This is a genomic window from Campylobacter anatolicus, assembly GCF_018145655.1.
Lineage (GTDB): Bacteria > Campylobacterota > Campylobacteria > Campylobacterales > Campylobacteraceae > Campylobacter_A > Campylobacter_A anatolicus.
The window spans coordinates 414,455-429,446 of sequence record NZ_JAGSSY010000002.1 but is presented as its reverse complement, the minus strand read 5'-3'; the positions used below and the strand labels follow the sequence as shown (position 1 = coordinate 429,446).

At 37.9% G+C, this 14,992-nt stretch carries 8 protein-coding genes; all 8 read right to left on the bottom strand.

What is annotated here, in order from left to right; genetic code table 11:
• Nucleotides 1–27 precede the first annotated feature (27 nt).
• The 8 genes from fusA to rpoB all read right to left on the bottom strand — a co-directional run bounded on the left by fusA (nucleotide 28) and on the right by rpoB (nucleotide 14,954).
• Nucleotides 28–2,106, bottom strand: a complete 2,079-nt coding sequence (fusA, locus tag KDE13_RS05220) for an elongation factor G (RefSeq protein ID WP_212140940.1) — start codon at nucleotides 2,104–2,106, stop codon at nucleotides 28–30.
• A 12-nt stretch (nucleotides 2,107–2,118) separates the two neighbouring features.
• Nucleotides 2,119–2,589: a 30S ribosomal protein S7 gene (gene rpsG / locus KDE13_RS05215; protein ID WP_212140939.1), complete on the bottom strand. Its 471-nt coding sequence runs from the start codon at nucleotides 2,587–2,589 to the stop codon at nucleotides 2,119–2,121.
• 74 nt (nucleotides 2,590–2,663) lie between these two features.
• Entirely contained in the window at nucleotides 2,664–3,059 is a 396-nt protein-coding gene (rpsL, locus tag KDE13_RS05210; RefSeq protein ID WP_212140938.1) for a 30S ribosomal protein S12, read from the bottom strand.
• A gap of 114 nt (nucleotides 3,060–3,173) precedes the next feature.
• The gene (iadA, locus tag KDE13_RS05205; protein ID WP_212142412.1) at nucleotides 3,174–4,307 is read right to left on the bottom strand and encodes a beta-aspartyl-peptidase; all 1,134 of its coding nucleotides are present in this window, start codon (nucleotides 4,305–4,307) and stop codon (nucleotides 3,174–3,176) included.
• A gap of 2 nt (nucleotides 4,308–4,309) precedes the next feature.
• Nucleotides 4,310–5,719: a Na+/H+ antiporter NhaC gene (gene nhaC, locus KDE13_RS05200; RefSeq protein ID WP_212143026.1), complete on the bottom strand. Its 1,410-nt coding sequence runs from the start codon at nucleotides 5,717–5,719 to the stop codon at nucleotides 4,310–4,312.
• Nucleotides 5,720–5,825: 106 nt separating this feature from the next.
• The gene (locus KDE13_RS05195; RefSeq protein ID WP_212143025.1) at nucleotides 5,826–6,212 is read right to left on the bottom strand and encodes a DoxX family protein; all 387 of its coding nucleotides are present in this window, start codon (nucleotides 6,210–6,212) and stop codon (nucleotides 5,826–5,828) included.
• Nucleotides 6,213–6,307: 95 nt separating this feature from the next.
• The gene (gene rpoC, locus KDE13_RS05190; RefSeq protein ID WP_212143024.1) at nucleotides 6,308–10,822 is read right to left on the bottom strand and encodes a DNA-directed RNA polymerase subunit beta'; all 4,515 of its coding nucleotides are present in this window, start codon (nucleotides 10,820–10,822) and stop codon (nucleotides 6,308–6,310) included.
• The gene (gene rpoB, locus KDE13_RS05185) at nucleotides 10,809–14,954 is read right to left on the bottom strand and encodes a DNA-directed RNA polymerase subunit beta (RefSeq protein WP_212140933.1); all 4,146 of its coding nucleotides are present in this window, start codon (nucleotides 14,952–14,954) and stop codon (nucleotides 10,809–10,811) included. The genes rpoC and rpoB overlap by 14 nt, the downstream gene beginning before the upstream one ends.
• Nucleotides 14,955–14,992: the final 38 nt, after the last annotated feature.

Genomic DNA, 14,992 nt, shown 5'->3' with positions numbered 1-14,992 from the left:
AAATTTTTAAAATAGCTAATCTAGACTTTAGCCATTTCTCTTTTTAATGATCTCTTCGCTTACATTCTTTGGAACCTCTTCGTAGTGATCAAATTCCATAGAGTAAGTCGCACGACCTTGTGTTTGAGAGCGTAGATCGGTAGAGTAGCCAAACATCTGTGCTAAAGGACAAAACGCTGTAACTATCTTATTGCCACTTCTTTCATCCATTGAATTTACTTGACCGCGACGTTTATTAAGATCTCCTATAACATCGCCCATATACTCCTCAGGTGTCTCAACTTCAACTTTCATCATAGGCTCAAGTATAACGGCACCCGCTTTTTTTGCACCCTCTTTAAAGCCCATAGATGCAGCAAGTTTGAATGCCATCTCCGAGCTATCAACTTCGTGGTAACTTCCGTCAAATAGCGTAACTTTAACATCTTCAACTGGATAACCAGCTAAAACACCACTTTGAAGTGCCTCTTTGCAGCCTTTTTCAACAGCAGGAATATACTCTTTTGGTACAACGCCACCTTTGATATCATTAACAAATTCAAATCCACTACCCGGCTCAAGTGGCTCAAGACGTAAGAATACGTGTCCGTATTGACCACGACCGCCTGATTGTTTAGCGTATTTATACTCTTGCTCAACTGGTTTACGGATAGTCTCGCGGTATGCAACCTGTGGTTGACCAACCTCTGCATCTACCTTAAACTCACGAAGCATACGATCTACAATGATCTCAAGGTGAAGCTCACCCATACCCGAGATGATAGTCTGTCCACTCTCCTCATCGGTGCCAACTCTAAAGCTTGGATCTTCTTGAGCTAGTTTTTGAAGTGCAATAGCCATCTTTTCTTGATCTGCCTTAGTTTTTGGCTCAACTGCGACAGAAATAACTGGCTCTGGGAAATCCATCTTCTCTAAAATAACTTTATCTTTTTCACTTGTAAGCGTATCACCTGTTAGAGTATTTTTAAGCCCAACAACCGCACCGATCTCACCAGCGTGAAGCTCTGTTATCTCCTCGCGTTTATTTGAGTGCATTTTCAAAAGACGACCGATACGCTCTTTGCTATCCTGGACGGTGTTGTATGCATAACTACCACTCTCTAAACTACCACGATACACGCGGATAAATGTAAGCTGTCCTACAAATGGGTCAGTCATAATCTTAAACGCAAGGGCAGCAAATTCGCCATCATCAGTTGATTCTACAGCTACTTCTGTGCCGTCTTCATAGACACCTTTAATAGCTTCAATCTCATCTGGTGCTGGAAGATAAGCTACAACCGCATCAAGCAATGGCTGGATACCCTTGTTTTTAAATGCTGTTCCACAAAGCATAGGCGTAATAGTCATTCTTAAACAACCGGCTTTTATGCCTTTTACTATCTCTTCCTCGCTTAATTCTTCACCACTAAAAAATTTCTCCATTAGACTATCGTCTGTTTCTGAAACTGCTTCTATAAGTTTTGCTCTATACTCTTCAGCTTTTTCAAGCAAATCAGCTGGAATTTCTTTTACTATATAATCTGTTGGTTTTTTATCATCTTCCCAAACATAAGCTTTCATCTTTACTAGATCGATAACGCCTTTGAAGTTATCCTCAGCTCCGATTGGAATTTGAATAGGCACCGGATTTGCTTTTAAGCGATTTCTAATCTGGCTTTCTACATTGTAAAAATTTGCACCGATTCTATCCATTTTGTTTACAAAAACTATTCTTGGAACGTGGTATTTATTTGCCTGTCTCCAAACGGTCTCAGATTGTGGTTGGACGCCACCAACCGAACAAAATACAGAAACAGCACCATCAAGAACACGCATAGAACGCTCAACTTCGATAGTAAAATCAACGTGTCCCGGAGTGTCTATAAGGTTTATCTGATGATCTTTCCAAAAACAAGTAGTAGCAGCCGACGTTATCGTGATACCACGCTCTTTCTCCTGTTCCATCCAATCCATCGTAGCAGCACCATCATGCACTTCGCCGATCTTATGACTCATACCAGTAAAGAATAAAATTCTCTCGCTCGTAGTGGTCTTGCCAGCGTCAATATGAGCTGCGATACCGATATTTCTAACCATATGTAATGGTGTTTTTCTATCTGCCATAAGAACCCTTTCTTACCAGCGGTAATGTGCAAATGCTTTATTAGCCTCTGCCATTTTATAAGTATCCTCTTTCTTCTTAAATGAAGCACCTTTTGAATTTGCAGCGTCAAATAGCTCATTTGCAAGTTTATCTATCATAGTTCTTTCGCTTCTTTTTCTAGCATAAGTGATAAGCCAACGAATAGCAAGTGCTTGTTGACGTGCTGGGCGAACCTCAACTGGAACTTGGTAAGTCGCTCCACCAACACGGCGTGATTTTACCTCCAAGAGAGGTTTGACATTTTCAATAGCGTCGTTAAATACATCTATGCCTTTAACATCGCCACTTTTTTTCTCGATAGCCTCGATCGCACCATACATTATCTCAGTAGCGACACTTTTCTTACCATCATACATAAGTGAGTTAATAAATTTAGTGATTACTTTATTTCCATATATCGGATCAGGTAAAACTTCCCTTACAGGGGCTTTTCTTCTTCTCATTTGATTATTCCTTCAAATTTTATAAATTTTACTCAAACGCAACCAAATTTATGTGGCGTCTGCGAACCTAAATTTTATTTTTTACTAGCCGCTGCTCCAGCTTTAGGGCGTTTGGCACCATATTTAGAACGTGAAACTGTTCTTTTAGCAACACCTGCAGTATCTAATGCACCACGAACAATGTGATATTTAACACCTGGCAAGTCTTTAACCCTACCACCACGGACTAGCACGATGCTGTGTTCTTGTAGGTTATGACCCTCACCACCGATATAGCTAATGACTTCAAAACCACTTGTTAGCCTAACTTTGGCAACTTTTCTCAAAGCTGAGTTTGGTTTTTTAGGAGTTGTTGTATAAACTCTCGTGCAAACTCCTCTTCTTTGAGGACAATTTTTTAGCGCTGGAGATTTTGACTTTGTCGTTACCTTTTTGCGCTCATTTCTGACCAATTGATTTATGGTTGGCACAGTAATTCCTTTCAACTAAATTTATTAAAAAAGAGCAATTTTATTTAAAATTTGCTTAAAAGATGGTTAAACACTAATGATTAAAATTTAGCTTTTACTTATTTTATTAAAGCTCTACTCGTAAATTCCTTTTGCCATAAAGCCTTGATTGTCTTTTAAAATTTTACCCTTTGCTATCATAAACTCTAGGTTTAAATTCTCATCAAAAAGCAAAATATCTGCGTCATATCCATTTAAGAGCTGCCCCTTTTTACTGCCCAGAGCAATAGAATTTGCCACATTTGTCGTAAAAAATGTAAGTGCCTCTTCAAGTTTAAAGCCATCATTTATAAAACTTATAAACTCTTCAAATATCGCTTTTACACTTGCAACACCGATTTTAATCAACTTTCCATCACTATCATAATTTGAGTAACTTCCGTATCCATCGGAGCTAATAGTAGTTTTGTGAGTAGAAATTCCAAGTGATTTTATACGTTTTACCGCTTCAAGTGGCGTAATCTTATTTTTACAAGTTAAGTCAATATAGCCACCGTCTTTTGTAAATTTAATAGCCTGAGCAAATAAATTTTCATTTCTATTTACATGTGTAGGCTGAAAAAATGTAATAGGTATATCATATTCGCTAAGTACGTCATACACTAACTCAAGTCCTTTTTGCCCATCTCCCATATGCAGTGTAGTGTGTCCGGATTTGGAGCTTATCATACCAGCAACACGTCCCGCAGAGACAATACGAGCCAACTCATCACGTGTTACAGATGATGAGCGATGATCGCTTATAGCAAGTTTCGTGCCAATAATAGTCTCTATAAAAACGATATCTTTTTGTATATTACCAGTTATAGTCGGAGTGTCAGCGTTATAGGCTCCGGTATGTACGTAACAGCTTATGCCCTCATCATTTAAAGCATTTGCCTTAGCGACTAGATTTTCTACACTCCTAGTCGCACTATCAGTACCTAGCAATCCTACTGCTGTCGTGATACCTGCTTTGATAAATTTAGAGAGCATTATCTCGGGTACTCTTGTTTTAAATCCGCCCTCACCGCCACCACCAGTTATATGTACGTGCTTATCTATAAGTCCAGGGGTAGCAATGAGTTTTGAGCCGTCTATTTGCTTTAAATTTGGCAAATTTGGCGAGAGATCATTATCTATGCATACTATTTTACCATTACATACAAAAATATCTTTACGTCCTAAAAATTTTGGTGAAAAAATTTCAATATTTTTTATAAGCAACATTACTAAGCCTTTTTGCTATCTATCTTTGCAATGCCTATGCCAGTTATAGCAAGTATCACGGCAAACACTATACCCATATAATTTACTACAGCCCAAGGCAGATACTCAATAGTCGCCACTCCAAGCGTAGCAGTCATATATGCACCAGCCGCAGACCAAGGTATGAGTGGGACTATAACAGTGCCAGAATCTTCAAGAGTTCTTGATAAATTTCTAGCAGCTAAGCCCTTTTCTTTGTAAAAATCTCTAAACATCTCACCTGGAACAAGTATAGATAAATATGAACTACCTGTTAAAAATGCGACTGTTACACAAGATGAGATAGTTGAAATGATAATGCCTGCCTGAGTTTTTACACTTGACATTATAGTATGTAAGACGACATTTAGCATACCTGTAACTGATAAAATTCCAGCAAAAGCCATAGCACAGATAACTAGCATAGTTGTTGAATTTACAGAGCTTACGCCACCACGATTTAAAAGCTTCATAATATCTTTTGAAAACTCTATATCAAGACCTGTCATATTTAGGTTAAAACCTGTCATAACTGAAACAAAGCCATTTTTAAGACTAAAATCTTGAAAAACTATACCAAAAATAATCGCTAAAAACGACGATATAAGCATAGCTGGTATAGTTGGCCACTTAAAAAATGAACCAGCTAAAACTATAAGAGCTGGAAGCAAAAGAATTATATTAAAATCAAAAACTTTATCAAGTTCACTTTGAAGCGATAATATAGAAGCTGATACGTCACCACCACTAGCTGCGTTTGAACCTATAAAAAAGTATATAAGTAATGCGACTATTGTAGCTGGTATAGTGGTGTAAAACATATGACTAATATGCTCATAAAGCTCTGAACCAGCAGCAATTGGAGCTAAATTGGTAGTATCTGAAAGAGGTGAGAGCTTATCTCCAAAATACGCTCCAGCCACGACCGCTCCGGCAGTAGCAGCAAGATCAACGCCAAGCCCTTGGGCTATACCCATAACAGCCACACCAACTGTTCCTGCTGAACCCCACGATGTGCCTGTAACTGTAGACAGAATAGCACATATCAAAAACGCCGTTACTACAAGGTATTTTGGACTAACTATCTCAACTCCGTAATAAATAATCATCGGAATCGTGCCTGAAAACATCCAAGCTCCTATCATAAAACCAACAGCCCAAAGTATCATAAGAGCTGGAAGCGAGCTTGAAATTTTCTCAATTATCCCAGCTTCTAGATCTTTGTAGCTATATCCGATCCACCAAGCTATAAATCCAGCAACAAGGGCTGATATGAGTATGATTGGCTCAACTTTTAGTTTAAGATAGCCAACTCCTATAGCAAGTCCTAAGATCATCACTAAAATTGGCATTACACTTTGTGTAAACGTGGGCTTGCGTTTATCATTTGACATTTTGGCCTCCTAAAAATTTAAATAATTTAAATCTATATTTAAAAGGCTTAAAATATTATTAAAATTTGATAAAAATTAATAATATTTAATAAATATGTAACAAATTTTAATCTCTTGCAACGGCATATTTACCACTACCCATAAAAACAAGGCAGAGTGCCATAGCTATATAAAGGTATAAAATCTCAGCTTTAAAACCACCGTATTGTGTAAGTGCCAATAAATTTGGATGTGCAACATAAAGTATAACAATTGAGTTAATAGCTATAATAGCCGATGAAATACGTGAATAAAAACCGATTATAAGTGCAAGTGGAGCGACCACTTCACCAATATAAACACCGTATGATAAAATTTCAGGCAAACCAGCACCGACAACCATCGATTTGACAAAACTAATGCCACCGGTAAGCTTCGCAAATCCGTGGATAAATAGACAAATTCCAAGTCCAAGACGGAGTAATAAAAGCCCCAAATCACTATTTTTTAACATTATACATCCTTTAAAATCAAGGATTATACTAAAAAATAGTAAATCAAATTTAATACATAGCCCCTAAAACAAGGGGCTAACAAAGAAAAAGAATATTAAATTTCTTTTAATTTTATCTTTTTATCTTTATAAAGACCAGTTCCAACAGGTATCATACGGCCTAGAATAACATTTTCTTTTAGATCTTCAAGATAGTCAAATTTAGCAGCTATTGATGCCTCTGTAAGCACCTTTGTAGTCTCTTGGAAAGATGCTGCAGATATAACACTATCACTACCGATAGCCGCACGAGTAACACCTAGAAGTATCGGCTCAGCAATGGCAGGTTCACCACCCATTCTCATAATACGCTCATTTTCTTCTTTAAATTTAGTACGCGAGATCATATCGCCAACGATAAAATTTGTATTACCACTATCAACGATCTTAACTTGACGCAACATCTGAGATACAATGATTTCAATATGCTTATCAGCTATCGCAACACCTTGACGGCGATAAACCTGTTGAATTTCACTAATCAAATAGTAATGGAGTGCCTTTTCGCCCAAAATTCTTAATATATCATGGCTTGAGATAAGACCATCAGTTAGTTTCTCGCCAGCATGAACAAACTCACCATTTCTAACTTGAATTTGACGTGTTTTATCTATAAGATACTCAGCTGTCGCACCATCCTCTGCTTCTATAATTATACGCTCTTTTGAGCGAAGTGGCTTGTCAAATCTTACAACACCATCAATCTCAGCAACAATAGCTGTATTTTTAGGGCGACGTGCCTCAAATAACTCAGATACACGTGGGAGACCACCGGTGATATCTTTTGATTTTGCGACCGCTTTTGGTGTCTTAGCTAAAATATCAGCTTGTGCAACATCTGCACCATCAGTAACGAAAATAGCTGTTTTTGGCTCAAGCTGATATCTCATAAGTCCACCTGTCTGTGTTGCTACAATGATAGTTGGTTTTACACCACTTGGCAGATACTCATTTATAACCAAACGGCTCTGTCCTGTAGCCTCATCAAACTGCTCAGCCGCACTATATCCTGGCTCGATATCTTCAAAGCTAACCACACCAGCCTCTTCTGCGATGACTGGGCTTGAGTATGGATCCCACTCAGCGATTATTAGCTTATCGCTACTCTCAGGTAGTGCGATAATAGTTTTTGTATCAACGGCTTCATTATCATCTAGCTGAATAATAGAATTTCTTGGAATGTAGTGGCGAACAGCCTCACGTCCATCTTTATCAGAAACGACGACAAATAGCCCTTTTTCAGTTACTTTATGACCCTTTTTTATCTCTTTAATACGCTCTAAATAATCACCATTGAGTATGAAAAATTTAACAATACCGATCGCACCTGATAAAATTTTCTGCGTTACTGGCTCTCCATCTGTTATCTTTAACTCACTTGCATAAGGGATACGATTTGGCACATTCCAGCCCTCTTTTATAATCTCTACAAGGCTTTCATTTGCACTTATCTTATCGCCATTTGCATAAGGGATATACATCTTTCCTTCGATCTTACCACTAACACCAGCAAGCTCATTTGGCTTTGCTAGATCGTGCCTACGGATAGTGTATTTAACCTCTTCTTTTTTGCCTTTAATAGTTATATTTACGTCTTCGTGAGCAAATTCTATCTCTACTTTACCGTCAATAGTTGATTTAATCTTTGGCTCTACTAGTAAAACAGCAGCACTTCTTCTATTTGCAACAATTATCTTACCATTGTTTTCGTATGTATTAAGGTTATAAAATCTTATAAAGCCCTCTTGCTGAGCGACTACTTGACGGTCTTGCTGCTCAGTTGATGCTGTTCCACCGATATGGAATGTTCTAAGTGTTAGCTGAGTTCCTGGCTCACCGATAGATTGAGCTGAGATGATACCGACAGCTTCACCTGGTTTGACTAGCTTACCTTCGCCCAAATTTATACCATAGCACTTAGCACATACACCTTTTGGTGCTTTGCAAGTAATAGGCGTCCTTATACTTACTGATTTTATACTAGCGTCTGCAATAGTTTTTGCCTTCTCTTCGTCAATAAGCGTACCTTCTGAAAATAAAATTTCATTTGTTATAGGATCAATCACATCATCAGCCAAAATACGACCCAAAATTCTCTCTTCTAAGCTCTCTATAAGTTCACCATTTTCTGTTATATCAGTGATCTCAACACCTTCGTGAGTACCACAATCATGCATAGTGACCTTGACATTTTGTGCGACATCTATCAACTTACGAGTAAGATAACCAGCGTTTGCAGTTTTTAACGCAGTATCCGCAAGACCTTTTCTGGCTCCGTGCGTAGAAATGAAGTATTCCATTATGTTTAGACCCTCACGGAAATTTGAGGTAATCGGAGTCTCAATAATCGAGCCATCTGGTTTAGCCATCAAGCCACGCATACCAGCAAGCTGACGAATTTGTGCCGCAGAGCCTCTAGCTCCAGAGTCAGCCATCATATAAATAGAGTTAAATCCACCTTTATCATTTTGGATAAGTTTCATCATCTCACCAGCAACAGAGTTATTTGTATCTGTCCAGATATCAACGATCTTATTATACCTCTCACTATCCGTTAACAGACCAGCTCCGTATTGACGCTGAATCTCACGTACCTTTTTCTTGGCTTCATCGATATGTTTTTGTTTGCTATCAGGAACTATAATATCAGCTATAGAGATCGAGATTCCAGCTTTTGTCGCATAACGGAAACCTAAATTTTTAAGCTTATCTAAAAAATCTGCCGTTACTTCAAGTCCACCATTGCGATAAACATAATCAACCAAATTCGCAATATCTTTTTTCTTCATTACTTTATTCCACATATTATCTGGAACAAAATCTGGTAGTATCGAACGAAGTATCAAACGTCCAGCGGTCGTAAACATCGTCCTATCATCTATCATTGTCTTTATCTTGGCATGAAGCCCTAGGGTATTTGCCTCTTCGGCTATCATAACCTCATCAACTGATGCAAAAATTTTATTCGCACCTTTTTCATCAGTTCGCTCTAAGCTTAAGTAATAAATCCCTAAAACCATATCTTGGCTAGGCACAGTTATAGCCTTACCGCTGGCTGGAAGTAAGATATTCATAGAGCTAAGCATTAAAATTTTACACTCTGCAATAGCCTCCTGCGATAGTGGCACGTGAACCGCCATCTGGTCACCATCAAAGTCTGCGTTAAACGCCGCACAAACTAGCGGATGAAGCTGTATTGCTTTACCTTCAACTAACACTGGATGAAACGCTTGGATGGATAGTTTGTGAAGCGTCGGAGCACGGTTTAGCATAACTGGGTGATCTTTAACAACCTCTTCTAAACACTCCCATACCTCGTTTGTCTTATCCTCTATCATTTTCTTAGCTTGTTTTACAGTAGTTGCATAGCCCTTTTCTTCTAAACGTGCTAAAAGGTGTGGCTTAAATAGCTCTAATGCCATTTTCTTAGGCAAACCACATTGATCCATTCTAAGCTTTGGACCGACAACTATAACGGAACGACCAGAGAAATCCACACGTTTACCAAGTAAATTTTGTCTGAAACGCCCCTGTTTACCTTTGATAATCTCGCTTAACGACTTAAGTGGACGTTTGTTTGCACCTTTTACGGCATTTGCTCTACGGCCATTGTCAAATAGTGCATCTACTGCCTCTTGAAGCATACGCTTTTCGTTTCTTATAATAATCTCAGGTGCATCAAGTTCTAAAAGACGCTTTAAACGACTGTTTCTATTTATTACACGACGATATAAATCGTTAACATCTGAAACAGCAAATTTACCGCCATCAAGGCTGACAAGTGGGCGTAAATCAGGCGGTAGCACAGGTAAATTTGTAATCATCATCCACTCTGGGCGATTGCCTGAGTTTAAAAAGCTCTCAATAACTTTTAAACGCTTAACAATAGTTTTTTTCTTTGCTTCTGAATTTGTAGCCTCAGCTTCAGCCTTAAGTTGCTCTAATGTAGCCATTAGATCAATATCAGTAAGCATATCGCGGATAACTTCACCACCCATTCTAGCGACAAAACCATTATTTTCATAGCGTTGAGCTAAGCTTTGATACTGTTCTTCATTTAAGACATCGTATTTTTCAACCTTTTTAGAATTCTCATTATCATAAAATGCCTCGCCTGGTTCTTCGACTATATATGCCTCATAATAAAGCACACGCTCAAGATCTTTCATTTTTATACCAAGCAACGTTCCTATGCGACTTGGAAGTGAATTTACATACCAAATATGAGCTACAGGAGTTACAAGCTCAATGTGTCCCATACGTGAGCGACGAACTTTTGAGCTAGTTACTTCAACGCCACATTTTTCGCACTTAACGCCCTTATAACGCATCTTTTTGTATTTTCCACAAAGGCACTCATAATCTCTTATCGGTCCAAAAATTTTAGCACAAAAAAGACCATCACGCTCAGGCTTAAGTGTGCGATAGTTTATAGTTTCAGGCTTTTTTACCTCGCCGTGACTCCAAGATTTTATCTTTTCTGGACTAGCCAAACGAAGTTGAAAGGCCTCGAAATTTCGTGGTCTATGATCTTCTTTTATCTCAATCGGTATTAAATTATTCGTTTTCATTACTCTCATCCTCATCATATATCTCAACATCTAAAGCTAGTGATTTTAGCTCATTTGTAAGAACAAAGAACGTCTCTGGTATGCCTGTCTCTGGGACATTTTCACCACGTGTTAATGCCTTGTATGCTGATAAACGACCCTCTACATCGTCTGATTTGACTGTTAGCATCTCACGAAGCGTGTGTGCTGCACCGTAAGCCTCTAAAGCCCAAACCTCCATCTCTCCAAATCTTTGTCCACCAAACAATGCTTTGCCACCGACAGGCTGCTGAGTAACCAGACTGTATGGTCCAGTGCTTCTAGCATGGACTTTCTCGTCAACAAGGTGGTGAAGTTTAAGCATATACATACAACCAACATTAACACGCTCACGAATTTTTGAACCTGTGCGTCCATCGTATAGCTCTGTTTTACCGTCTGGGTCGATGTGTGCCATCTCAAATAGCTTGGCAAAATCCTCAACTTTAACACCTTCAAAAATAGGTGTCGCAAATCTCACGCCTTGTCGCCAATCTTTAGCATATTCAAGTAACTTATCATCACTCATCTTACTAAGTGCATTTTTTGCATCCATAAGCTTTGATACGCTTGCTATCTCTATCATTTTAGCACGTAACTCTTTTATCCATTCGCTCTTTTTAGTCTCAAAAATTTCATTTATCTGCTCACCTAAGCGGTAGCCAACAAGACCTAAGTGACTCTCTAAAATTTGACCAATATTCATACGGCTAGGAACACCTAGAGGGTTAAGCACTATGTCAACTATCTGACCACTAGGTAGATATGGCATATCAACCTCTGGAACTATATTTGAGACGATACCTTTATTTCCGTGCCGTCCAGCCATCTTATCACCCACTTTTAGTTTACGTTTTGTAGCCACATAGACCTTAACAAGCTTGACTACACCACTTGGCAATATATCGTCTTTTTCTAAAATTTCTATTTTAGCATCGTGTTCTTCTTTAAGTTTTTTCTTCTCATTTTGGAAGTGATTTTTAAGCTCATCATACTGCTTTTGCACCTCTTTTGAGAAGCTTTTAACGATAGCATTTAGCGTAAAGCGATTAGCGTTTTCTAAATCATCTATTGCTATCTTTGCACCTTTTTTATACTCTTTTTTGTTTATAGTTTGTGCTGATGTTAGTACATTTTTAGATAGTAAAGATGTTACTTTTAACATTTCTTCGCGATCTAACATCAAAAGTCTATCGTGGTGCTCTTTTTCTAAGATTGATTTCTCTTCCTCATAAGCTTTGTTTGTCCTAGCATCCTTCTCATGTCCCTTTTTCGTAAAAATTTTAACATCAACCACGACGCCTTCCATAGAAGCAGTCGCATATAGGGATTTGTTGACAACGTGTCCTGCTTTTTCGCCAAATATAGCACGAAGCAACCGCTCTTCAGGAGTTGGTTTGACCTCGCCTTTTGGAGATACTTTGCCTACTAAAATCATACCAGGCTTTATTTGTGTTCCTATCTTTATGATGCCGCTCTCATCAAGATGTAATAAGTCCTCTTCTTTAACGTTTGGAATATCTTTTGTGATCTCTTCTACTCCGTCTTTTAACTCACGAGCCTCTATCTCTTTTTCATAAATATGAACGCTTGTAAATGCATCTTCGCGTATCATCTTTTCGCTTATAACAATCGCGTCTTCGTAGTTATATCCATTCCAAGGCATAAATGCGATAAGAGCGTTTTTACCGATCGCAAGCTCACCTTTCTCCATGCTCGGACCATCAGCTATTATCTGATCTGCCTCGATCTCTTCACCTTTTTTAACAATAGGGTGTTGAGAAAAAGTTGTATTTTGGTTTGTTCTTAAATTTTTATCAAGAGAGTAATGGTCTATAAATGGACCTGCTTCATCTTCACCTAAAATAAATATATTTTTATTATCTACTTTTTCTACGATACCACCGCGTTTAGCCTTTACACTTTCCCAAGTATCACGTGCGATAACGCTCTCCATACCAGTTCCAACTATTGGGGCTGTAGAACGAAGTAATGGAACAGCTTGACGCTGCATATTTGATCCCATCAAAGCACGGTTAGCGTCATCATGTTCTAAAAATGGAATTAGCGATGCAGCCACACCAGCTATCATGCCAGAGCAAAGGTCTATAAGTGTTACCTCTTCTCGACGTGCAAGCATCATCTCACCCTCACGCCTAACTTCTAACAAATCTTCAACAATATAACCATTCTCATCGACTTTTGTCGAAGCAGGAGCTATGACGTTACCCTCTTCTTGGGTTGCTGTTATATATATAATCTCATCAGTTACCTTGCCGTCAACGACCTTTTTGTATGGTGCTTCAACAAAACCAAGTTCATTTACTTTAGCATATGTAGCAAGGGTGTTGATAAGACCGATATTTTGACCTTCTGGCGTCTCAATAGGACAAATACGACCATAGTGCGTAGGATGTACGTCACGCACTTCAAATCCAGCACGCTCTTTAACTAAGCCACCTTCACCAAGTGCTGAAAGACGGCGTTTGTGAGTAACTTCGCTCAGCGGATTTGTCTGATCCATAAACTGGCTTAGCTGTCCGCCAGTAAAAAATTCCATTATCGTAGCTGTTATCATCTTTGGATTTATAAGATCATATGGCATTATCTCTTCTACATTACTGCTTAGACTTGTAAATTTATCGCGGATCGCCTTTTGCATCTTAACAAATCCCAAATGAAGCTCATTAGCCAAAAGTTCACCGATAGATCTAATACGTCTATTTCCAAGGTGATCGCGATCGTCGATATATCCTTGCCCATTTTTAACTTTTATAAGATATTTTGCCGTTTTTATGATATCTTCACTAGTTAAAACTGTTACATATTCTGGTACATCAAGCCCAAGCTTGTGATTCATCTTCATACGACCAACTTTTGTCAGATCGTATCTCTCTGGATTAAAGAATATATCATTTACAAAGCTCTTTGCTGCCTCTTTTACGACTGGCTCGCCAGGACGCATAACTTTATAAATTCTAATTGCAGAAAGGTCGTTTTCATCATCTACACCTTCGGTTTGGCGTAAAATTTTAAGCATCTCATTATCAGCGATAAATGAGTTAATAATTGCGTCATCAACGCCAGAAGCTGAGTTATTGATAATCTCAATACTATCTTGTTCGTTTAAAATTTTAATGAGTTTATTTTCATCAAGTTGAGAAAGTATATCATAAAGCACTTCGCCACTTTCTTTATTTATAACAGGGGATGCCAAATAACGGCTAAGTAAAACTTCTGTTGGATACTCAACCCATTTTACACCATCTTCGATAAGCTTATCTGCTTTTTTCTTAGTTAAACGCTTACCGGCTTGATGAAGGACATTGCCATTTTCATCTTTTATATCATAATCAATCCTACCAAGATAATCATCTGGATTAAATGGTGTCAAAAATTTATTATTTTTAATGCCTAATGTTTGAATTGGATAAAATAGCTTTATAATATCTTGTTTTTTATATCCAAGTGCTCTAAATAGTATAGTTATAGGTACTTTTCTGCGTTTATTAATTCTAACGTATAAAACGTCTTTTGTATCATATTCAAAGTATAACCAAGAGCCACGATCTGGTATGATTTGAGCTGTATGAATAAGCTTGTTTGCAACAGTCGCACTCTCTTCTTGTTTAAAAATAACGCCTGGACTTCTGTGAAGTTGATTAACAACAACACGCTCAACGCCATTGATAATAAATGAAATTCTATCTGTCATTAAAGGAATTTCTCTAATATAAATTTCTTGCTCTTTTATATCTTTAACGCCTATCTTTTCACCAGTTTTTTCATCTTTTTCGTGAAGAATAAGGCGAATTTTCATCTTTAAATTTACAGAATATGTAAGACCACGCTCAATACACTCTCTAATAGTATATTTTGATTTACCGATCTCAGAACTGACATATTCTAAGCTTAGACGATTTTGTGGATCGTGAATAGGAAAAATTGATCTAAAAACTTTTTCGATTCCACTCTCTGCTTGATTATTATCTAAATTTAAAAAATTATCAAAACTCTTTTTTTGTAATTGTAGTAGGTTAGGAACATCTATCTCTTTGGCGACATTAGAGAAATCAACTCTAAGACGATTTCCTGAGTATAAGCTATTTAACATTGCATCTACCTCGTGGTAATTTTGAAAGAAAGTATAGC

What these genes read in the sequence shown, in the direction of transcription:
- fusA (WP_212140940.1), bottom strand. Translation starts at nt 2,106, where the DNA reads ATGGCAGATAGAAAAACACCATTACATATGGTTAGAAATATCGGTATC.
- rpsG (WP_212140939.1), bottom strand. Translation starts at nt 2,589, where the DNA reads ATGAGAAGAAGAAAAGCCCCTGTAAGGGAAGTTTTACCTGATCCGATA.
- iadA (WP_212142412.1), bottom strand. Translation starts at nt 4,307, where the DNA reads ATGTTGCTTATAAAAAATATTGAAATTTTTTCACCAAAATTTTTAGGA.
- nhaC (WP_212143026.1), bottom strand. Translation starts at nt 5,719, where the DNA reads ATGTCAAATGATAAACGCAAGCCCACGTTTACACAAAGTGTAATGCCA.
- KDE13_RS05195 (WP_212143025.1), bottom strand. Translation starts at nt 6,212, where the DNA reads ATGTTAAAAAATAGTGATTTGGGGCTTTTATTACTCCGTCTTGGACTT.
- rpoC (WP_212143024.1), bottom strand. Translation starts at nt 10,822, where the DNA reads ATGAAAACGAATAATTTAATACCGATTGAGATAAAAGAAGATCATAGA.
- rpoB (WP_212140933.1), bottom strand. Translation starts at nt 14,954, where the DNA reads ATGTTAAATAGCTTATACTCAGGAAATCGTCTTAGAGTTGATTTCTCT.